At 69.7% G+C, this 20,347-nt stretch carries 16 protein-coding genes; 9 read left to right on the forward strand and 7 right to left on the reverse strand.

Going from position 1 to position 20,347, the window contains the following annotated elements; genetic code table 11:
• Positions 1 to 12: 12 nt before the first annotated feature.
• Positions 13 to 2,739, reverse strand: coding sequence for a DNA polymerase I (gene polA / locus FHW73_RS00690; RefSeq protein ID WP_183424794.1), 2,727 nt, complete (start codon positions 2,737 to 2,739; stop codon positions 13 to 15).
• A gap of 224 nt (positions 2,740 to 2,963) precedes the next feature.
• On the opposite strand from polA, the gene FHW73_RS00695 reads away from it, so the two are divergent.
• The 4 genes from FHW73_RS00695 (at position 2,964) to FHW73_RS00710 (ending at position 6,859) form a co-directional block, all read left to right on the forward strand.
• A complete protein-coding gene (locus FHW73_RS00695; protein WP_183424795.1) occupies positions 2,964 to 3,749 on the forward strand; it encodes a DUF3667 domain-containing protein in 786 nt (261 codons plus the stop codon).
• Positions 3,750 to 3,780: 31 nt separating this feature from the next.
• On the forward strand, positions 3,781 to 5,445 hold the full coding sequence (locus tag FHW73_RS00700; RefSeq protein WP_183424796.1) for a TPM domain-containing protein: 1,665 nt from the start codon (positions 3,781 to 3,783) through the stop codon (positions 5,443 to 5,445).
• 71 nt (positions 5,446 to 5,516) lie between these two features.
• Entirely contained in the window at positions 5,517 to 5,810 is a 294-nt protein-coding gene (locus tag FHW73_RS00705; protein WP_183424797.1) for a DUF2782 domain-containing protein, read from the forward strand.
• An 8-nt stretch (positions 5,811 to 5,818) separates the two neighbouring features.
• The gene (locus FHW73_RS00710; RefSeq protein ID WP_183424798.1) at positions 5,819 to 6,859 is read left to right on the forward strand and encodes an oxidoreductase; all 1,041 of its coding nucleotides are present in this window, start codon (positions 5,819 to 5,821) and stop codon (positions 6,857 to 6,859) included.
• Between the two features lie 117 nt (positions 6,860 to 6,976).
• On the opposite strand, the gene FHW73_RS00715 is transcribed toward FHW73_RS00710, so the two are convergent.
• On the reverse strand, positions 6,977 to 9,046 hold the full coding sequence (locus tag FHW73_RS00715) for a S46 family peptidase (protein ID WP_183424799.1): 2,070 nt from the start codon (positions 9,044 to 9,046) through the stop codon (positions 6,977 to 6,979).
• A gap of 184 nt (positions 9,047 to 9,230) precedes the next feature.
• Between FHW73_RS00715 and FHW73_RS00720 the strand changes: the two genes are divergently transcribed.
• The gene (locus tag FHW73_RS00720; protein WP_183424800.1) at positions 9,231 to 9,476 is read left to right on the forward strand and encodes a hypothetical protein; all 246 of its coding nucleotides are present in this window, start codon (positions 9,231 to 9,233) and stop codon (positions 9,474 to 9,476) included.
• Between the two features lie 71 nt (positions 9,477 to 9,547).
• On the opposite strand, the gene FHW73_RS00725 is transcribed toward FHW73_RS00720, so the two are convergent.
• From FHW73_RS00725 to FHW73_RS00745, 5 genes are all read right to left on the reverse strand, one after another.
• The gene (locus FHW73_RS00725) at positions 9,548 to 10,030 is read right to left on the reverse strand and encodes a hypothetical protein (RefSeq protein ID WP_183424801.1); all 483 of its coding nucleotides are present in this window, start codon (positions 10,028 to 10,030) and stop codon (positions 9,548 to 9,550) included.
• A 161-nt stretch (positions 10,031 to 10,191) separates the two neighbouring features.
• Positions 10,192 to 10,638: a universal stress protein gene (locus tag FHW73_RS00730; RefSeq protein WP_183424802.1), complete on the reverse strand. Its 447-nt coding sequence runs from the start codon at positions 10,636 to 10,638 to the stop codon at positions 10,192 to 10,194.
• A 102-nt stretch (positions 10,639 to 10,740) separates the two neighbouring features.
• Positions 10,741 to 12,921 carry a DNA helicase II gene (gene uvrD, locus FHW73_RS00735; RefSeq protein WP_183424803.1) on the reverse strand — a complete coding sequence of 727 codons (2,181 nt, stop codon included), beginning with the start codon at positions 12,919 to 12,921 and terminating at the stop codon, positions 10,741 to 10,743.
• Between the two features lie 136 nt (positions 12,922 to 13,057).
• A complete protein-coding gene (locus FHW73_RS00740; protein ID WP_183424804.1) occupies positions 13,058 to 13,708 on the reverse strand; it encodes a TIGR00645 family protein in 651 nt (216 codons plus the stop codon).
• A gap of 367 nt (positions 13,709 to 14,075) precedes the next feature.
• Positions 14,076 to 16,391 (reverse strand): GH92 family glycosyl hydrolase, encoded by a 2,316-nt coding sequence (locus tag FHW73_RS00745; RefSeq protein WP_255492601.1) that lies wholly within the window; start codon positions 16,389 to 16,391, stop codon positions 14,076 to 14,078.
• A 108-nt stretch (positions 16,392 to 16,499) separates the two neighbouring features.
• Between FHW73_RS00745 and FHW73_RS00750 the strand changes: the two genes are divergently transcribed.
• From FHW73_RS00750 to FHW73_RS00765, 4 genes are read left to right on the forward strand one after another with little or no spacing between them, the layout of a single operon-like run.
• Positions 16,500 to 16,688, forward strand: coding sequence for a hypothetical protein (locus FHW73_RS00750; protein WP_183424805.1), 189 nt, complete (start codon positions 16,500 to 16,502; stop codon positions 16,686 to 16,688).
• Positions 16,685 to 17,992 carry a sugar MFS transporter gene (locus tag FHW73_RS00755; RefSeq protein ID WP_183424806.1) on the forward strand — a complete coding sequence of 436 codons (1,308 nt, stop codon included), beginning with the start codon at positions 16,685 to 16,687 and terminating at the stop codon, positions 17,990 to 17,992. Before FHW73_RS00750 ends, FHW73_RS00755 begins: the two co-directional genes overlap by 4 nt.
• A complete protein-coding gene (locus FHW73_RS00760) occupies positions 17,992 to 18,975 on the forward strand; it encodes a carbohydrate kinase (protein WP_183424807.1) in 984 nt (327 codons plus the stop codon). Before FHW73_RS00755 ends, FHW73_RS00760 begins: the two co-directional genes overlap by 1 nt.
• Positions 18,972 to 20,261 (forward strand): AGE family epimerase/isomerase, encoded by a 1,290-nt coding sequence (locus tag FHW73_RS00765; protein ID WP_183424808.1) that lies wholly within the window; start codon positions 18,972 to 18,974, stop codon positions 20,259 to 20,261. The genes FHW73_RS00760 and FHW73_RS00765 overlap by 4 nt, the downstream gene beginning before the upstream one ends.
• The last annotated feature ends 86 nt before the right edge of the window (positions 20,262 to 20,347 follow it).

The following is a 20,347-nucleotide window of genomic DNA, read 5'->3' on the forward strand; positions in this document are numbered from 1 at the left end:
GCCTGACCGGGATCAGTGCGCCTGATCCCAGTTATCGCCGACGCCGCAATCGACCACCAGCGGCACCCGCAGTTGGGCGGCCTCGGTCATCCTCGGCACCACGCCGGCCAGCAGTGGCTCGACGAAGTCGGCATCGGCCTCGAACACCAGTTCGTCGTGCACCTGCAGGATCATCTTGGCCTGCGCGGCGTGGCCCGCCAGCCACTCGTCGACAGCGACCATCGCGCGCTTGATGATGTCCGCCGCGGTGCCCTGCATCGGCGCGTTGATCGCGGCGCGCTCGGCGCCCGCGCGCTGCGAGGCGTTGCCGCGCTGGATGAAGTCCAGCGTCAGGCGACGCCCGAACACCGTCTCGACGAAGCCGGTCTCGCGCGCCTGCTGGCGGGTCCGCTCCATGAAGTCGCGCACGCCCGGATAACGCGAGAAGTACAGCGCGATGTAGTCCTGGGCTTCGCCGCGGCCGACGCCGAGGTTGCGCGCCAGGCCGAATGCACTCATGCCGTACATCAGCCCGAAGTTGATCGCCTTGGCCGCGCGGCGCTCGTTTGCAGTCACCTGGTCGAGCGGCCGACCGAAGACCTCGGCTGCGGTCGCGCGGTGCACGTCGACCCCGGTCTCGAACGCGCCGATCAGACCAGCGTCCTCGGACAGGTGGGCCATGATCCGCAGCTCGATCTGCGAGTAATCGCACGCGACCAGCCGGCGGCCGGGCGGCGCGATGAAGGCACGCCGGATGCGACGACCGTCGTCGGTGCGGATCGGGATGTTCTGCAGGTTGGGATCGGACGACGACAACCGCCCGGTCGCTGCGCCGGCCTGGTGGTAGCTGGTGTGCACGCGGCCGGTGTCGGGATTGATCATCTCCGGCAGCTTGTCGACATAGGTCCCGCGCAGCTTGGCCAGGCTGCGGTACTCGAGGATCACCCGCGGCAGTTCGTGCTGGTCGGCGATCGCCTCCAGCGCTTCTTCGTTGGCGCTGGGCTGGCCCTTGGGCGTCTTGACGACCGCCGGCAACCCCAGTTCCTCGAACAGCAGCGCGCAGACCTGCTTGGGCGAGTCGAGGTTGAACGTGCGTCCCGCCAGTTCGGTCGCCTTCTGCTGCGCGGCGAGCATGCGCTTGGACAGATCCGCACTCTGCCGGCGCAGTTCGTCGACATCGATGCACACGCCGTTGGCCTCGATCCGGGCCAGCACCGGCACCAGCGGCATCTCGATCTCGCCGTAGACCCGCGCCAGGCCGGGTTCGGCCTCGACCCGCGGCTTGAGCACACGATGCAGGCGCAAGGTGATGTCGGCATCTTCGGCGGCGTAGCGGGTCGCGTCGTCGATGGCGACCTGCGAGAACGAGATCTGCTTGGCGCCCTTGCCGGCGACATCCTCGAAGCGGATCGTGTCCACGCCCAGATGCCGCTTGGCCAGCGAGTCCATGTCGTGCCGGGCGATGCCGGCGTCGAGCACGAAGCTTTCGAGCAAGGTGTCGTCGGCATAGCCGCGCAGCGCGACGCCGTGTCGGCGCAGCACGTGCAGGTCGTACTTGCCATGCTGGCCGAGCTTGCGCCGCGCCGGGTCCTCGAGCACCGGCCGCAGTGCCTCGAGCACCTGGGCGCGATCGAGCTGGGCGGGCGCGCCCGGATAGTCGTGCCCGAGCGGGATGTAGGCCGCCCGACCCGGCTCGACCGCCACGCTCAATCCGACCAGATTGGAGCGCATCGCATCGAGTGCGTCGGTCTCGGTGTCGAACGCGAACTCCTCGGCGCTGCGCAACTGGACGATCCAGGCCTCGAGTCGCTCGGTCGTGAGCACGGTCTCGTATTCGCCCGGCGCCGACAGGGCCGGGTCGATCTCGACCGAAGGCGCCGGCGCCGTCGTCGCGGCGGCCGCAGCCGGGCCGCCGCCTTCGAGCTCGCGCAGCGCCTGGGTGAAGCCATAGCGGGCATAGAGCCCGCGCAGCGCGTCGGTCGCGGGCTGGCGCAGCACCAGGGTGTCGGGTCCGCCGTCGAGCGGCACGTCGGTGCGGATCGTCGCCAGCGTGCGGCTGAGCGGCAACTGGTCCAGCACCTCGCGCAGGTTCTCGCCGATCTTGCCCTTGATGTTGGCCGCGGCCGCGATCACGCCGTCGAGCGACTCGTACTCGGCCAGCCACTTGGCCGCGGTCTTCGGCCCGCACTTGGGCACGCCGGGGATGTTGTCGATGCTGTCGCCCATCAGCGCCAGCATGTCGACAATCTGGTCGGGGCGGACGCCGAACTTATCGTGCACCGCCGCCTCGCTGTCCATGCGGCTGCCGCTCATCGTGTTGATCAGGACGATGCCCGGGCGCACCAGCTGCGCGAAGTCCTTGTCGCCGGTCGAGATCGTCGTCGCGATGCCGGCCTCGGCGGCCTGCACGGCGAGCGTGCCGATGACATCGTCCGCCTCGACGCCGGGTACGCGCAGGATCGGAAAGCCCAGCGCCTCGACGATGTCGCACATCGGATCGACCTGCGCGCGCAGCTCGTCGGGCATCGGCGGGCGGTTGGCCTTGTAGGCGGCATAGAGATCGTCGCGGAACGTGCGCCCCGGCGCATCGACCACGAACGCCGCGAAGTCCGGCGCCTCCTTGAGCGTGGCGCGCAGCATGTTGACAACGCCAAACAGCGCGCCGGTTGGCTCGCCGTCGGCGTTGGACAGCGGCGGCAGGGCATGGAAGGCGCGGTACAGGTACGAGGACCCGTCGATCAGAATCAGGCGTTTCGTCATCCGCAGATTCTACGGCGTCGGCCGTGGGCGCCGCGTTCGACCCCATCGGCCGGACCGGGACGTTCACCCTCCAGACCCCGCCGGGCGCACCGACGATGACGGAATCCGAACGCTGTGTCGCGATAATCGCCCCCTGCCAAGGGGGTCTGGATGACCATCGCCTGCCATGGCCGGCCTTCGGTGCGGCCTTTCGCCCAATGCGCGCCACAGCCGGGAGCTGCGCAATGACCGTGCCCGATCCCGGCACACCACCGACGGTGGACTGGGCGGCCCGCGATGCCTGCCGCAACTGCGGCGCGGCCCGCGGCGGCGCGCCGTACTGCGGCCAGTGCGGCCAGAAGGCCGCCCATCGCCTGGGCCTGGGCGATCTGCGCCAGGAGACCTGGCAGAAATGGCGCCTGTTCGAATTGTCGGTCGCGCGCACCGCCGGGCGTCTGCTGCTGCGTCCGGGCACCGTCGCCCGCGAATACGTCGAGGGCGCGCGCAGCCGCCACGTGCATCCGCTCAAGCTGCTGCTGGTGAGCGTGGCGCTGTTGCTGCTGGTGCTCGACACCACGGGCTTTCTGCGCGCAGGCGACCAGACCTATCTGGGCGCGATGGCGATGATGCAGCGCTACGCCAACTGGACGTTCACCCTGGGCATCTTCGCCGTCGTCGCCAGCTCGATGCTGGTGCTCGGGCGTCGCCGCTACAACCTCGTCGAGCATCTGGTGCTGGCCGCCTACGCGTACGCGGTGATCATCGGCCCGAATCTGGTCAACCAGCTGCCGCTGCTGGTCGTCCGCGACCCGGCGCTGGTGCTGCCCTGGCGCGAGGCCGCCAAGTGGTACATGTACGCGGTCAAGGGCGTCGTGCTGGCGCTCGCGTTCCACCAGTTCTTCGAACTCGACCTGCGCCGCGACGCCTGGCGCCTGGCGCTGGCACTGGCGGTGTTCGTCGCCGTCGACTGGCTGCTGCGACGCGCCTACGTCCATGCCATCGTCGCGCTGCTGTATGCGCGCGCCGCCTGATCTTCCCGACCGACTGCCAGAGGAAATGCCCATGTCCCGACGCGCCCTGCACCGCCTGGTCCGCCCGTTGCCGGCCGCGCTGCCGTTGGCCCTGCTGCTCGTCGCCTGCGGCGAGCGCGATGCGGCGCCCGCCGCGCCCACGGCCGCGTCCGGCACGGCGGCTCCGAGCCGCGCCGAACTCGTCGAGCAGCTCGCCTCGACGCTGCAGGCCTGTTCCTACGATGGCCGCCCCGAACGTCTGGACCCGGCAACGCTGACCGGCACGCCGCCAGCCGATTGCCGCAGCATGGTCGAGCGCGTCATGGGCTATACCGGCCTGCCGCAGAACTTCGTGGTCACCGAGGGCCCGGTCGCCAATGCCGCGGCAGTGATCCTGCTCGACGAACAGCGGGTCCCGCAGCGGGTGATCGCCTTCAACCGCGATTTCCTCGGCGAGGTCCGTGCGGCGACCAACGGCAACCCCTGGGCGCCAGTGAGCATCATGGCCCACGAGATCGGCCATCATCTGTCGGGGCACACGATCACCGGCACCGGCAGCCAGCCGCCGATCGAGCTGGAGGCCGACAAATTCAGCGGCTTCGTGCTGCAGCGCATGGGCGCCAGCCTCGCCGATGCCAAGAGCGCGATGCAGTCGCTGGGCGCCGATCACGTCACCGCGACCCACCCGGCCCGCAACGACCGGCTGGCGGCGATCCAGGACGGCTGGATGGAGGCCTGCACCCAGGCCGGCCAGACCGGCTGCCAGGCCGGCGCGGGCACCGGCACCGCGCCGCCGCAGGCGCCGCCCCCGGCCCGCAGCGCCACCGTCCACCTGCCAGCGCCATCGGCGACGACGATTCCACTCAAGTACGGCCGCTTCGTCGTCGACGAGACCGGCCGGCTCGATCCCGAACTGCTCAAGGGCCTGGAGGCCACACTCTACGACCTGGCCCAGAAGCAGGGCATCGAGCTGGCGCTGCTGGTCGTCGACGACCTGCACGGCATGAGTGCGCAGGACTACGCCTGGACGATGCTGCGCCAGCTGCGCATCGGCAAGCTGGATCTGGGCAACGGCGGCGTGTTCGTCGTCGCCCCCAACCAGGGCACCTCGGCCGTCGCCTACGCACCCGGCGTGGCCAAGCAGCTCGAGTTCGGTAACCCGCCCAAGCAATTCGACAGCTGGACGGCCGAGACCTGGCAGCGCTACTGCCTGGACGACGACGGCTGCGGGATCTCGACCCGGAGCCTGCTCAACATCGTCGAATCCCAGGTGCGGGTGCTCACCAGCAGCGGCCGGACCTTCCGGATCCGCTTCAACGACATCCAGGAGATCGTCGACTACACCGCCGAGCGCCAGGCCGAGCGCGCGGCCGGACGGCCGTGGGACGACGCGCGTGATCAGACCATCGGCGCACTGGTGCGCTTCAGCGCGACGGTCAAGGACCTGCAGCCGTCACCGGCGCAGTTCAAGGTCAACGAGGCGATCCTCAAGGATGGCCGCTGGCGCGCCCTCGTGGTCGAAACCGACGAAGGCAACGAGGTCACGCTGTACATGCAGCCGCAGACCGAGCAGCTGATGCCCGGTGGCCGGCTGGAGGCCGGACGGCGCTACACCTTCGTCGGCGAGTTGACCACGCCCGGCCAGTTCCACAGCAGCGCCGGCGTGCAGCAGGGCAATACGCAACTGTGGCTCTTCAGCTACGACCCGCTGCAATAGCCCCGCTGGTGCGCGCACGGCGGCTGCACGCCGTGCGCGCATAATGGCGGTCCGCTCGCTGGAGATCTGCCATGTCCGCCTCCCGTACCGCTGTGCTCGCGATCGCGCTGCTGGGGTTGTCCGCCTGCGTCAGTCCCGGCGGCGCGCTGCCCGACGGCATCCCGGCCGACGCCGAGCAGGTGACCCGGACCGAATCCAACGGCGACCGCATCACCGAGTTCCGCGTGGCCGGCCAATTGCGCGCGGTGCAGGTCGTGCCCTCGCGCGGTCCGGCGTACTTCCTCTACGACCGCGATGGCGACGGCAGCATCGACAGCGATCGCGACGACGTCCCGCAGACCTACTTCAAGCTGTTCGGCTGGTAAGCCCCGCAATGGGCGACGCGCTGCAGGTCGCGCTGGTCGGGTACGGCCTCGCCGGCCGGGTGTTCCATGCGCCGCTGATCGCGGCCACGCCCGGCCTGCGGCTGCACACGGTGGTCTCCCGCGACCCGGATCGCGTGCACGCCGACCATCCCGATGCGCGCGTGTGCGCCGATCCGCACGCCGTATTCACCGACCCGGCAATCGACCTGGTCGTGCTCGCCTCGCCCAACGCCACCCATGCACCGCTGGCGATCGCCGCGCTCGCTGCCGGCCGCCATGTCGTGATCGACAAGCCGATGGCGATCGATCTAGACGAGGCGCGGACCGTTGCCGAGGCGGCACGCGCATCCGGCCGCCTGCTCAGCGTGTTCCACAATCGGCGCTGGGATGCCGACTTCCTGGCGCTGCGCGCGCTCGTGGCGGCGGACACGCTCGGTCGCATCGCCGAGGTGCACTCGCATTTCGACCGCTTCCGGCCCGAGGTCCCCGACCGCTGGCGCGACCGCGCCGAGCCCGGTGCGGGGATCTGGCTCGATCTGGGGCCGCATCTGGTCGATCAGGCGCTGCAGCTGTTCGGCCTGCCCGATGCGGTGCAGGCCGACATCGCGCTGCAGCGCGATGCTGCGCAGGTCGACGACTGGTTCCACGTCGTGCTGCGCTACGGCCGTTTGCGCGTGGTGCTGCACGCCGGCGCACTGGTCCCGGGCGCCGGCTTGCGCTTTGCCGTGCACGGCACCGGCGGCAGCTGGTTCAAGCACGGGCTGGATCCGCAGGAGGCCGCGCTGCGCGCCGGCCAGCGTCCGGGCGGGACGGACTGGGGCGTCGATCCGGCGCCCGGCCACCTGCTGCGCGTCGGCGATGACGGCACGGTGCACGAGGCGCCCTCGCCCACCCCGGCTGGCGACTATCGCCATTACTACGCAGGTCTGCGTGCGGCGATCGCCGATGGCGCACGCCTTCCGGCCACGCTCGACGAGGCGCTCGATGTCATGCGGGTGCTGCAAGCCGGCATCGACAGCGCAGCGCGCGGGCAGGTCGTCACGCTGTAGCGACGACGCTGGGGCTGCGGGCGCCGGATGTGAGGCCGCGGGTCACGGTCATCGCAGGAAACGCACACGGCGCCCGGGAATCCGAGGCGCCGTGCAGGCATCGATTGCCGCGGCTGGTTACTTGCGCAGCAGTTCGTCCACCAGCGTATCGGCGCCGTACACCGACTTCAGCGCCTCGACGATCGCGCCGCTGTGCACCGAGACCGTGCGATTGCGCGTCGGGTCGTACCAGAAGCTGCCGCCCAGCGAATGGATGTTGCCATCGAACGCCAGGCCGACGACCCGCGCGTCGCGATCGATCACCGGGCTGCCGGAGTTGCCGCCGATGATGTCGTTGGTGCTGACGAAGTTGAAGCGGGTGTCGCCGGCGATCCGGGCCTGGGCATCCAGCCAGCGCTGCGGCAGCGCGTACGGCGCCGCCCCGGTGTTGCGGGCGAACACCCCGGCCATCGTCGTGAACGGCGTGATGGTCTTGCCGTTCTCCTCCCAGCCGGCGATATCGCCATACGACAGCCGCAGCGTGAACGTCGCATCCGGATAGACCGTGGTGCCGAGCTTGTCGAAGCGCACCCTGGCGATCTGCGTGGCGGCGCGCGACTCGATCGCGCCCACCTCCGATTCCTGACGCTGACGCACCGCACGCGCCGGCGCATCGACCGCACGCGCGAGCTGGATGAAGGGGTCGTCTGACGCCGCGATCGCCGCGGCGCCGCCCGTCCACAGACGTTCGCGCTCGGCGACATCGGCCAGCGTCGAGCCCTCGACCAGGGCCTTGGCGACCTGCGCCGGCGAGCGGTCGCCGAGCACCGACTTGACCAGCGGGTCGTCGCTGCCGAGCAGTTCGCGCAGTTTGGTCAGCGACCAGGTGAGCTTGGCGGTCTCGAACGCCGGGTAGATGGGCGCGGTGCTCAACAGCGTCTGGCGCAGGCGTCCCTGGCCAGCGTCGTGGAACTCCGGCAACCGCGCGTCGTTGGGCTTGGCGCGCTCGTCGGCGCCGCGCACCAGCGTGCGCGCGATCGAGAACAGCCGCGAGTCGAAGCCCCGGCCCTGCTCGAGCAGCATGTAAGCCACCGCGATCTGCCGCGCAGTGGCCTGCGCGGCCTCGACCTCGCGCCACGGCGTGGCATCGACACCCTCGCGCAGCTGCGCTTCCTCCGCGCGCTTGGCGGCGAACACCTGCGGATCGAGCAACGCCTGCAACTGGCCGCGATAGACCTTGTAGCTGTTGTCGGTGAAGGTCAGATCCGACTGCGCCTGGCGGGCGGCCTCTTCATCGAGCCGGCCGTACTCGCCGAGCATCGCGCGGCGCTCGGCCAGCCACAGCAGGGTATTGATCAGGCTGACATCGCGCACCGTCTCCAGCTGGGCGACGGTGAGCTGGCGCTGGGTACGACCCGGGTGGCCGGCGACCATCACCAGGTCGCCGGCCTGCGCGCCTTCGGGCTTGAGCGTGAAGTGGTGTTCGACCGTGGCCGGCTTGCCGTCCTCATAGGCACGCAGCAGCGCGGCATCGAGGTTGTAGCGCGGGAAATTGAAATTGTCCGGATCGCCGCCGAAAAAGCCGACCGCGTACTCGGGCGAGAACACCAGCCGCACGTCCGAATAGCGGTGGTAGCGGTAGAGATGCTGCTGGCCGCCGTTGTAGAGCTCCACGACGTCGCAGCGCGTGGTCTCGGCCGCATCGCCGACGCATTCGGACTCGATGCGCGCCTTCTCGGCGTTGCGCGCGTCGACGTAAGCCTGGCCCTGCTTGCCCTCGGCGGCCGTGGCCACGCGCGCGCTGACATCGGTGATCGCGCGCAGCACGTTGAGCTCCTCGGCCGGACATTGCAGCTCTTCGCCGCGGGCATCGGCGACGAAGCCCGCGTTCTGCAGATCGCGCTGCGGCGACGACAGGCCCTGCACGCAGCCGACCACGCAGTGTGCGTTGGTCAGCACCAGGCCGTCGGGCGAGACGAACGAGCCCGAACAGCCGCCGGCCAGGCGCACCGACGACTGCATCGCGTGATCGACCCAGGCCTGGTCGGGCGAGAAGCCGTACTGCGCCTTGAGCGCGTCGCGCGGCAGGTTGTCGAGCGTCCACATGCCCTCGGCAGCCTGGCCGACCGACGGCAAGGCCAGTGCAACGAGAACGGCGACGCGCGTACGCGACAGCAGCCGCGGCGATGAAGGGGTCTGGGACGCCATGGGCGACTCTCCGGGTTGAGCTGGCCTCGCAGGCCGGACCTGCACAGCCTAGGGCCTGACGTGGTGGTGGCGCGAGACCCGGAGGTCATGACGCGGGCCGGAAGTTTGCGGGCCCGGCGCCTTCACGTACGATGCGGCGAGCGGATGCCGCGCTGCATCCGCCGCGTCCCGAGCGAGAGCCCGCATGAGCCGATCCGAACGTCGCCGCCCGGCCCCGGCCGATCCGGCCATCCTGCGCCGGGGCCTGACGCCCGAGCAGGCGGCCGCGATCGCGACCCTCGAGGCGTTGGGCTGGGAACTGCGCTTCGTACGCCGCCCACTGTTCCGGGACCCCGTCCCGGTCGTATTCGAGAAGGCCGGTCCGCGCTGGCTGGTGGTCGAAGGCGACGGGCGGCTCAACGAGACACCGGGGTTCGCGCTGCGCGAGTAGCTCAGAAGACCAGGCATGCGCGAATGCGACCGGATGGCGGACGACAGCACGAGCGATCCTGGCGATCGCGGTCAGGGTTCTGCGTAGCCGCTTTCGTCGTAGCGTCCGGCGACGGTGCAGGTCAGCGTCGCCGGGCGATCGTTGCTCAGCGCGAGCGCCCCGAGCTGGGTGGCCCGCTCCCCGCGTCTGCTCAGCTTGGCTGCGTTGCGCACCGCGGGCGCACCGACCGCGAACTCGGCGGTGTAGCTCTCGCCCATCTCGCCGCTCTCGTCGATGAAGACCGAGACTTCTCGCACCGGCAGGCCGAAGACGGTGAACGGCATCGGCGGCACGACCGGCTCGACTTGGCCGTACTCGTCATGGGGCAGCGCCCGCCATGCCGCACTGGTCGTATCGGGCCGCTCCCGACATTCCACCGCCGCCTGAAGCATCGGCGCGACGGCTTGCCACTGCGCCGGGTCGAGCGCATGCGCTGCAGGCGCGGCGAGCGCAAGCAGCAACGTCGCTGCGCCGAGATCGATTCGCGCACTACGCGCATGCCGGATGGATTGCATCATTGCCAAGGTTGTCTATCGGATGGAGTCGAGCGTGATCGATGGCCCCAGGCCGTCGATGGCCGGCGAGCCTACAAAAACGACCGGACAACGCCAAGCGCTGGCTCGACACGTGCGAACACGCGCCTCCACGCCGACGCGCTGTGCATCGATCGAGGCTGTCAGCGCACGATCAGCACCGGCAGTTCGCTGCGCGCCACGACCGCCTGGGTCTGGCTGCCGAGCAACAGCCGGCCCAGCCCCCGCCGTCCGTGGGAGGCCATCACCACCACGTCGATGCCGCGCGCCTGCGCGGTCTCGAGAATCGCATCGGCTGGCGGCTGCTCGGCAACGAACAGCGTGGTCGCTTCGACACCATGCCGCGATGCGGCCTGCTTCGCCGCGGCGAGCACGTCGTCGGCACGGGCCTGGGCGGCGGCGCGGTAGTCCTTGAGGAATTCGTCGAAGCCGACCAGCCCGCTGGGATCGGTCAATGCGGTGTTCCAGGGCTCGGACACGGTGACGATGGTCAGCGACGCACCGAGGCCTGCGGCGAGCGTGGCCGCATGCTCGACACCGCGCGCGGCCAGATCGGATCCATCGGTGGCGACAAGGATATTGCGATACATGGCCTGCTCCCGGGGATGACGAGGGTCGTCTCGACTATACCCCCGTCACCCGACCGGGTCGGCGCGGCCGAACGTCGCAACCCGCGTCCCCAGAGGTGTGCGCTACGCCGGCTGCAGATTCGCGTAGGCCATCACCAGCCACTTGCTGCCGACTTCGTCGAAGTTGACCTGCACGCGCGCATGCGCACCATCGCCCTCGATGTCGGTCACGGTGCCGGCGCCGAACTTCGCATGCGTCACGCTCTGGCCCAGCCGCACGCCGACCGACGGCGCCAGACTGGCATGGCCGTAGTCGGGACGCTGCCGCTGCGGGAACGTCGCACGCGTGGCCTGCACCTTCGGTCGCACCTCATGCAGCAGCGCTGCCGGGATCTCGCGCAGGAAGCGCGACGGCACACCGAACATGTCCTGGCCGTGCAGGCGGCGCGCCTCGGCGTAGGTCAGCACCAGCTTCTGCCGGGCGCGGGTGATGCCCACGTACGCCAGCCGGCGCTCCTCCTCCAGTCGCCCGCTCTCCTCGGCGGTGCGGGCGCTCGGAAACAGGCCTTCCTCCAGGCCCACCAGGAACACCAGCGGGAACTCCAGACCCTTGGCGCTGTGCAGCGTCATCAGTTGCACGCCATCCTCGCCGGCCTGCGCCTGGCCTTCGCCGGCTTCGAGCGCGGCATAAGCCAGGAACGCGACGAGCTCGGTGAGTTGGGCGCTCTCCTCGTCGTCACCGCGCACGAAACGCGAGGCCACCGAGACCAGTTCGTCGAGGTTCTCGACCCGCGAATCGGCGCTGCCCTTCGACTCGTTGGCGTAGTGCACGCGCAGGTTGGAGCGTGCGAGCACGTGGTCGATCTTGTCTTTGAGCGACAGCTCGGCGACCTCGCCGGCCAATGCATCGATCAGTTGGGCGAAGCCGGCCAGCGCGTTACGCGCGCGGCCCGCGAGCCCGCCGCCCTGCGCGCAGCGCAGCGCCGACTCCCACAACGGGATCGCATGTTCGCGTGCCTGCCGGCGCACCTCGTCGAGCGTGCGCTCGCCGATGCCGCGCGGCGGGGTATTGACCGCACGTTCGAACGCGGCGTCGTCGTCGCGGTTGGCGATCAGCCGCAGGTAGGCCAGCGTGTCCTTGATCTCCGCGCGTTCGAAGAAGCGCACGCCGCCATAGACGCGGTAGGGCACCTGCTCGGCGACCAGTTGCTCTTCCATCGCGCGCGACTGCGCATTGCTGCGGTAGAGCACGGCGATGTCGCCGTGGCTGCCGCCGTCGCGCACCCACTGCAGTGCGCGCTCGACCACGTAGCGCGCCTCGTCGATCTCGTTGTAGGCCGCATACAGGTCGATCGGATCGCCCTCGCCGCTGTCGGTCCACAGTTGCTTGCCGAGCCGGTCGGGGTTGTGCGCGATGACCGCATTGGCGGCGCCCAGGATGTTGGCGCTGGAGCGGTAGTTCTGCTCGAGCCGGATCGTCTGCGCGCCCGGGTAGTCGCGCAGGAAACGCTGCACGTTCTCGACCTTCGCGCCGCGCCAGCCGTAGATCGCCTGGTCGTCGTCGCCGACGATGAACACCTTGCCGGTGTCGCCGGCCAGGACGCGCACGAACGCGTACTGGATCGCGTTGGTGTCCTGGAACTCGTCGACCAGCAGATGGCCGAAGCGCTGGCGGTAGTGCGCAAGCAGCGCCGGCGTATCGCGTAGCAGCTCGTGTGCGCGCAGCAGGATCTCGGCAAAATCGACCAGGCCGGCGCGGTCGCAGCGCTCCTGGTAGAGCGCGTAGGCCTTGAGCATCACGCCCGACCATTCGTCGCCGCCATCCTGGATGTGCTGCGGCCGCTTGCCCTCGTCCTTCTGCGCGTTGATCCACCAGGCGATCTGCCGCGGGGGAAAGCGTGCATCGTCGAGCTCGAGCTGCTGGACCACGCGCTTGACCAACCGCAACTGGTCGTCGCTGTCGAGAATCTGGAAACCCTCGGGCAGCTTCGCGTCCTGCCAGTGCAGACGCAGCAGCCGGTGCGCCAGACCGTGGAAGGTGCCGATCCACATGCCGCGCGCGCCATTGCGCAGTTGCGCGTCCACGCGGTGGCGCATTTCGGCCGCGGCCTTGTTGGTGAAGGTCACGGCGAACACGCCGTAGGCCGGCACCCCGACGACTTCGTTGAGCCAGGCGATGCGGTGCGTCAGCACGCGGGTCTTGCCGCTGCCGGCGCCAGCCAGGACGAGATAGTGCGAATCGGGCGCCGAGACAGCTTGGCGCTGGGCTGCGTTCAGCCCATCGAGCAGGTGCGAGACATCCATCCCCGCATTCTACGCCCCTCCCAAAACCGGGGTCAGAGTCGATTGATCGTCGCGGCCGGAACCAAAGTCGCCCATCAGAGCCCGGAAGCCAGAGTCAGCGTCGGCTGCAAAATCGACTCTGACCCCGGTTTTTGGGTCAGTGGGCGGCGTGTTCGCGGCGGGCGCTGCTGCCGGTCATCAGCTTGTCGGTGTAGGCGATACCGATCGCCGACAGGATGAAGCCGCCGTGGATGATCGTCTGCCACATGACACCGGCAGTGGTGACCTTGGTGCAGGCCGGCGCGGCGAGCGACAGTCCGCCGGCAATCGCCTGGGCGTGGGCGGCGGCCGCGGCGATCGCGTCGGCGGTGCCGCACACCGGCAGGCCGACTTCGCCGGCGGCGATGAAGGTCTTGAGCAGGTGGATCGACGAGATGCCGATGATCGCCATCGCCAGCTTGACCTTGAGCACGCTGGCGTTGACGTGGCTCAGCCACTCGGGCTGGTCGGGGTGACCCTGCAGGCCCAGGCGCGAGACGAAGGTCTCGTAGCCGCCGACGATCACCATCACCAGCAGGTTGGAGATCATCACCACGTCGATCAGACCCAGCACCAGCAGCATGATCCCCTGCTCGGTCAGCGTGTTGGCGCCGTGGACCAGGTGCCAGAGTTCCTTGACGAACAGGAAGACGTAGACGCACTGGGCAACGATCAGGCCCAGGTACAGCGGCAGCTGCAGCCAGCGCGATCCGAAGATCACGTAGGACAGCGGATTGAGGCGCGGCGGCACGGACAGCGGGGTCGACATGGGGGGAGCCTGCGGGAGGTGCGCGGAGCGTAACGAGGGTCCGTGACTTTGCCAATCGTCGCGGCCCGGGGGGACTGGCATGCGGCACCTGCGCGCTGAGCATCGATCCGGGCCGGTCGCGCCACTTGAGCCCTCTGCTCCAGGCCATGTCGACACGCCCGCGCATCGATCTGACCTGTTCCAGGCAATCGACGCACGTTGACAGCGTTGTCATGCCCTCGTACAAGGACCGGGCGGCGCCATCAGGCGCCGCGTGTTCCAGATCTGGGAGGGTCGAGGATGCCGAGCGAGACGGCCGTTGCCGACGTGCCGCGACAGCGCGCGGCCGCGCGTATAGGGCGCGGCTGCACGAAAAACCGTCGCCGGCTCAACGCGCCGGCGCGGTGCTCATCGAGTACGGCGCCTCGGCGTCCGCGCCCGGCCAGTCGCGGTTGGGGGTGGCTTGCATGGTGAAGCGCAGCTCGCCGCCGGCCAGGATCTCGTCGTGACGCAGGAATGCGCGCCGCAGCGGCTGGCCGTTGAGGGTCGCCGCGCCGATGTAGCCGTGCCCTTCCGCCAGACCGTCGGCAACGATGGTGAAACGCTTGCCGTTGGGCAGGTCGAGTGCGGCGCGCGGCAGGAACGGTCGGCCGATCACGTACTCGCCGCTGCCCGGCGCGACCGGGTAGAAGCCCAGCGCGGTGAACAGGTACCAGGCCGACATCTGGCCCAGGTCGTCGTTGCCCGCCAGGCCGTCGGGGCGGTCGGCGTACTGGCTCGCCATGATCGTGCCCAGACGCGCCTGGGTGCGCCAGGGCTGGCCGGCATGCGCGTAGAGATAGGCCACGTGGTGGCTGGGCTCGTTGCCGTGCGCGTACCAGCCGATCAGCCCGGTGATGTCTTCCATGTGCTCGAAGATCGCCGGATCGACCTCGGCCTCGAACACCGCGTCCAGCTTGTCGAGCAGCGCGTCGGCTCCACCATGCGCGGCCGCCAGACCGGCGACGTCGTGCGGCACGTACCAGGAGTACTGCCAGGCATTGCCCTCGGTGTAGTCGGTGCCGTAGCCGCTGGCGGTCGGGTCGAACGGGGTCCGGAAGCTGCCGTCGCGGTTGCGCGCCCGCATGAACCCGGTCGCAGGGTCGAAGGCGTTGCGCCAGTTCGCGGCGCGGCGGGTGAACTCGTGGGCGACGTCCTCGCGTCCCATCGCCTGGGCCATGCGCGCAATCGTCCAGTCGCCGTAGGCGTATTCGAGGGTCTTCGAGGCGGCCTCGCCTTCTTCATCGATCGGCACCCAGCCCAATTCCATGTACTGGCGCAGCCCGTCGTAGGGACCGTAGGACGCACTGGCGGTCATCGCCTCGAGCGCGGCGTCGGTATCGAAGCCGCGGATGCCTTTCAGGTACGCGTCGGCGATCACCGGCACCGCGTGGTAGCCGATCATCGTCCAGGTCTCCTGGCCATGGAACGACCACACCGGCAGGATCCCGTACGGGCTGTGGCGGCGGTGCGCGAGCAGCGAGTCGACGAAATCGGCATTGCGCTTCTCGGGCTGCACCAGCGTCAGCAGCGGATGCAGCGCGCGGTAGGTGTCCCACAGAGAAAACGTCGAGTAATGGGCGAAGCCGTCGGCGGTATGGACCGCCTGGTCCGGGCCGCGATAGCGTCCGTCGACGTCCATGAACAGCGTCGGGCCCAGCAGCGTGTGGTAGAGCGCGGTGTAGGCGCTGCGGCGGTCGTGCTCGGGCGCGTCGATGTCGAGCACCGACAGCGCCTGCGTCCACTGCGCCCGGGCCTGCGCGTGCACGCGATCGAAGTCGAAATCCGGCACTTCCGCGTCGAGATTGGCGATCGCGCCGGCCTCGTCGACCGACGAGATCGCGACCTTGACCACCAGCGGTGCGTCGAGCTTGCCGAAATCGAAGGTCCCCACCAGTTGCCGGCCCTCGATCTGCGCGCGTTCGCCGGGGCTGCGATCGGCCGGCGGCGCGAAGCCCTTGTAGAGGATGTCGGTCTCGGTGTTGTGGAAGGCATGGCCCTGCAGCGGCCGCGAAAAGCGCATCGCAAAGTACAGCTGCCGGCCCGGCGCCCAGCCCCGGGTCTCGCGAAAACCGGTGATCGTGCCATCGGGCATGCGCCGCAGCCGCGACCACAGGATCTTGCCGGGGTAGTCGTACATCGACGTGCGCAAATCCAGCAGCACGCGCGCGTCCTCGCCCGCCGGATAGGTGTAGCGATGCACGCCGGCACGGGCGCTGGCGGTCAGTTCGGCGCGCACGCGGTAGTCGTCGAGCGTGACCGCGTAGTAGCCCGGCTGCGCCACCTCATCGTCGTGGCGGAAGCGCGAGGTGTAGCCGCTGCCGGGACGGTCGGGATCGCCGCGTTCGAGCCGCTCGGGCCCGGTCATGGGCATCAGCAACACGTCACCGAGGTCGGAGTGGCCGGTGCCCGAGAAATGTGTGTGCGAGAAGCCGACGATGCTGGTGTCGTCATAGCGGTAGCCGGCCGCCCAGCCGTACCCCTTCTCGCGTGGCTGGATGCGCGTGTCGGGGCTGAGTTGGACCATGCCGAAGGGCACCGTCGCGCCGGGATAGGTATGGCCCTCGCCGCCGGTGCCGATGAATGGATCGACCGAGCCGTAGGCCTTGTCGCCCACCGGGCCCGGATCGGCCAGCGCTGCCCCTGCGCCCAACAACGCGCTCATCGCCACCGTCATCGCCGCCCCCACCCTGGCCATCGCGCCCTCGTTTGTATCGATTCAATTCGGCCGACCCTAGCACCCGACCCTGTTTTCCGCATGCTGCATTGCAAGATGCCGCCCGACTCCGGCAGCGTCACCATGTCCGACCTTCAATCGGTTCAAGGGACGATCCTGCCGGGCTTTCGGCGTGTGCGGCCGCCCGAGGCCACCGCCTCCCCCATGACCCGCACGGCGCTGCGCGTGCGTATCCGCCGTTCCTTTTCCAACGTCCCGATTCAGGCCACCGGAGCCGACGCATGAGCACATCCCGTTCCACGATGTCCAATTCCGCCGCAATCGCGGTGGTGAGCCTGATCTTTCTGACCTGGGGCGGCCTGACCAGCCTCAACGACGTGCTGATTCCGCATCTCAAGGCCGTGTTCTCGATGAACTACGTGCAGACGCTGCTGATCCAGTTCACGTTCTTCGGCGCGTACTTCCTGATGTCGATCCCCGCCGGCACGGTGGTCTCGCGCATCGGCTACAAGGCCAGCATCGTGGTCGGCCTGCTGGTCGCCGCGGCCGGCGCGGCGCTGTTCTTCCCGGCGGCCCGCCTGCCGTCCTACGGCCTGTTCCTGACGGCGCTGTTCGTGCTGGCCTCGGGCATCACGCTGCTGCAGGTCTCCGCCAATCCCTACATCGCGCTGCTGGGCCCGCCCGAGTCCTCGCACAGCCGGCTCACCTTTGCCCAGGCGTTGAACTCGTTCGGCACGACCGCGTTCCCGTACTTCATCGGCCCGCTGATCCTGGCCGGCACGGTGCTCGGGGCGGACCAGATCGCCGCGATGCCGATGGCCGACCAGATCGCCTACCGCGCCTCGGAGGCGCGCTCGGTCGAGTTGCCCTATCTGATGCTGGCCGGCGGCCTGCTGTTGCTGGCGGTGTTCGTGGTGACGATGCGGATCCCCTCGCTGCGCGCCGAAGGCGCATCGACCCGCGACCCGCACACCTTCGGTGAAGCACTGGCACACCCGCACCTGCGCTGGGGCGTGCTCGGCATCTTCATGTACGTCGGCGCGGAAGTCGCGATCGGCAGCTTCCTGATCAACTACATGGCCGAGCCCGCGATCGGCGGGCTGAGCGAAGCTGCGGCCTCGCGCTTCCTGGCGTTCTACTGGGGCGGCGCGATGGTCGGCCGCTTCATCGGTGCGGCCTTGATGACCAAGATCGACGCCCGTCGGCTGCTCGCGTTCGCCGCGATCATGGTGTGCGTGCTGCTGACGGTGACGATGACCAGCAGCGGCAGCATCGCGATGTGGAGCGCGCTGGCGATCGGCCTGTTCAACTCGATCATGTTCCCGACGATCTTCACCACCGCGATCGAGCGCCTGGGCACGCTGACCAGCAAGGCGTCGAGCCTGCTGGTGATGGCGATCGTCGGCGGCGCATTGATTCCGCTGGCGCAGGGCGCACTGGCCGACCGGGTCGGCATCCAGCTGTCGTTCGTCATTCCGCTGGTCTGCTACGTCTACATCATCTGGTACGGGCTGCGCGGTTCGCGGGTGCGGGGCGATGCGCTCGCACCCGCCGGCACGCCGGCGCCGCGCCCGAGCGCGATGCACTGATGGAGGGCACGCGCGGCACCATCGCCTGCTTCGGCGAGGCGCTGATCGATTTCCGCGCCGAGCCGGCAGCCGCCGGCCAGGCGCGGCGGTTCGTCGAGCAGCCCGGCGGCGCGCCGGCGAATGTCGCGGTCGGCGTCGCCGCGCTCGGCGGCACGGCGCGCTTCGTCGGCATGCTGGCGCAGGACATGTTCGGCGACACCCTGGAGGCCGCACTGCGGCGGCACGGCGTCGACACCTCGCAGGTCCGACGCACCGACGCCGCGCCGACGGCGCTGGCCTTCGTCTCGCTGGCCGACGACGGCGAGCGCAGCTTCAGCTTCTACCGCCCACCGGCTGCGGACCTGTTGTTCACCGAACGCGATTTCGCCGACGCGGCCTTCGCCGACGTGACCGCACTGCACGCCTGCTCCAACAGCCTGACCGAACCGGCCATCGCCCAGGCCACCTTGCACGGCATGGCACGCGCCGCACGCGAGGGCGCGCTGGTGAGCTTCGATCTCAATCTGCGTCCGGCGTTGTGGCGGGCGGGAACCGATCCGACGCCCACGCTGTGGCGCGCGCTCGCACAGGCCGGCCTGGTCAAGCTCAGCGCGGAGGAACTGACATTCCTTGCCGGCGACGGCGACCCGGCCGCAGCCGTTGCGCGCATTCTGCAGACGGCCAGCGTGCTCGTCGTCACCGACGGCGCCGCACCGATCCGCTGGTGGACGCGCACGGACGCCGGCACGGCGCCGACGTTCGCGGTCTGCGCGGTCGACACGACCGCTGCGGGCGACGCCTTCGTCGCCGGACTGCTGTGGCGACTGGCCGACCGCGCGGTCGATGCCGGAGCCCTGGGCGCCGCCTTCGACACCCCCGCGCTGCGCGCCGATTTGCTGGCGCACGCCGCGGCCACCGGCGCGCTGGCCACCACCCGACACGGCGCCTTCGACGCGATGCCCGCGCGCGACGCCGTCGATCGTCTGCTCGAGACTGCGCAATGATGTTGCCCGCAACGCCCGCTCCCGACTTCACCTCGCCCGAGACGCTGCGCGCGCACATCGCCGACACGATGGCGTTCTACCGTCCGCGCGCGCTCGACCCGGCCGGCGGCTTCTTCCATTACTTCCGCGATGACGGCACGGTCTACGACCGCAGCCACCGCCACCTGGTCAGCAGCACCCGCTTCGTCTACGACTTCGCGATGGCCGCCGTTGAGTTCGCGGACGGACCCGATGCCGAGCGCGACCGCGCCGCGACCTTGCACGGCCTGCGCTTCCTGCGCGAGGCCCATCGCGACCCGGCGAGCGGCGGCTACGCCTGGACCCTGCGCGACGGCGCGCCTGAGGACCGCACCCATCACAGCTATGGGCTGGCCTTCGTGCTGCTGGCGCAGGCGAGCGCACGCAAGGCCGGGCTCGACACCGCGGCCGAGATGGACGAGACCTGGGACCTGCTCGAGCAGCACGCCTGGGACCCGGCGCACGGGCTGTACCGCGACGAGGCCGACGCACAGTGGCGTTACGCGCCCTATCGGGGCCAGAACGCCAACATGCATCTGTGCGAGGCGCTGATCGCCGCGCACGAGGCCGGAGGCGACGATCGCTACCTGACGCGCGCCCTGACGCTGGCCGACCACATGACCCGGCGCCAGGCGGCGTTGTCGGGCGGGCTGGTCTGGGAGCACTGGCACGCGGACTGGTCGGTCGACTGGGACTATCACCGCGACGACCCCAAGCACCTGTTCCGTCCCTGGGGCTTCCAGCCCGGTCACCAGGTCGAGTGGGCCAAGCTGCTGCTGTCGCTGCGTGCGCACCTGGGGCCCGATGCGCCCGACTGGTTGCTGCCGACCGCGCGCCACCTCTACGACGCCGCGCTGGCCCATGGCTGGGACACCACGCACGGCGGCATCGTCTACGGCTTTGCGCCGCAGGCGCTGCGCGAGGCCTCGCCCGCCCCTGGCGCGACGCCTCCGGACCTGGCGACCGCCCCGATGTTCTGGTGCGACGACGACAAGTATTTCTGGGTCCAGGCCGAAGCGATCGCCGCGGCCTGGCGGCTGTTCGAAGCCACGGGTGAGGTGCGCTACCGCGACGACTACCTGCGCCTGTGGGCCTACGCCTGGGCGCATTTCGTCGATCACACGCATGGGGCCTGGTACCGCATCCTCGACCGCCGCAACCGCAAGATCGACGATCTCAAGAGCCCGGCCGGCAAGACCGACTACCACACGATGGGCGCCTGTCACGACGTGCTGGCGGTGATGCGCGGGCACACCCGCCGGCGCTAGCCAGCACGCAGCGTCGCTGCGCGAAATCATGCTGCAGTGCACACCAAACGCGGCCGCGTGGCCGTCTGTTTTTGCACATACGACGC

Origin of the sequence: Luteimonas sp. RC10, assembly GCF_014192745.1 — a bacterium.
GTDB lineage: Bacteria > Pseudomonadota > Gammaproteobacteria > Xanthomonadales > Xanthomonadaceae > Luteimonas.

Coding starts and splice junctions, on each gene's coding strand:
- FHW73_RS00740 (WP_183424804.1), bottom strand. CDS start 13,708: ATGTCGACCCCGCTGTCCGTGCCGCCGCGCCTCAATCCGCTGTCCTAC.
- FHW73_RS00745 (WP_255492601.1), bottom strand. CDS start 16,391: ATGAGCGCGTTGTTGGGCGCAGGGGCAGCGCTGGCCGATCCGGGCCCG.
- FHW73_RS00730 (WP_183424802.1), bottom strand. CDS start 10,638: ATGTATCGCAATATCCTTGTCGCCACCGATGGATCCGATCTGGCCGCG.
- FHW73_RS00755 (WP_183424806.1), top strand. CDS start 16,685: ATGAGCACATCCCGTTCCACGATGTCCAATTCCGCCGCAATCGCGGTG.
- FHW73_RS00760 (WP_183424807.1), top strand. CDS start 17,992: ATGGAGGGCACGCGCGGCACCATCGCCTGCTTCGGCGAGGCGCTGATC.
- FHW73_RS00765 (WP_183424808.1), top strand. CDS start 18,972: ATGATGTTGCCCGCAACGCCCGCTCCCGACTTCACCTCGCCCGAGACG.
- FHW73_RS00715 (WP_183424799.1), bottom strand. CDS start 9,046: ATGGCGTCCCAGACCCCTTCATCGCCGCGGCTGCTGTCGCGTACGCGC.
- uvrD (WP_183424803.1), bottom strand. CDS start 12,921: ATGGATGTCTCGCACCTGCTCGATGGGCTGAACGCAGCCCAGCGCCAA.
- FHW73_RS00750 (WP_183424805.1), top strand. CDS start 16,500: ATGCCGCCCGACTCCGGCAGCGTCACCATGTCCGACCTTCAATCGGTT.
- FHW73_RS00720 (WP_183424800.1), top strand. CDS start 9,231: ATGAGCCGATCCGAACGTCGCCGCCCGGCCCCGGCCGATCCGGCCATC.
- polA (WP_183424794.1), bottom strand. CDS start 2,739: ATGACGAAACGCCTGATTCTGATCGACGGGTCCTCGTACCTGTACCGC.
- FHW73_RS00725 (WP_183424801.1), bottom strand. CDS start 10,030: ATGCAATCCATCCGGCATGCGCGTAGTGCGCGAATCGATCTCGGCGCA.
- FHW73_RS00710 (WP_183424798.1), top strand. CDS start 5,819: ATGGGCGACGCGCTGCAGGTCGCGCTGGTCGGGTACGGCCTCGCCGGC.
- FHW73_RS00695 (WP_183424795.1), top strand. CDS start 2,964: ATGACCGTGCCCGATCCCGGCACACCACCGACGGTGGACTGGGCGGCC.
- FHW73_RS00700 (WP_183424796.1), top strand. CDS start 3,781: ATGTCCCGACGCGCCCTGCACCGCCTGGTCCGCCCGTTGCCGGCCGCG.
- FHW73_RS00705 (WP_183424797.1), top strand. CDS start 5,517: ATGTCCGCCTCCCGTACCGCTGTGCTCGCGATCGCGCTGCTGGGGTTG.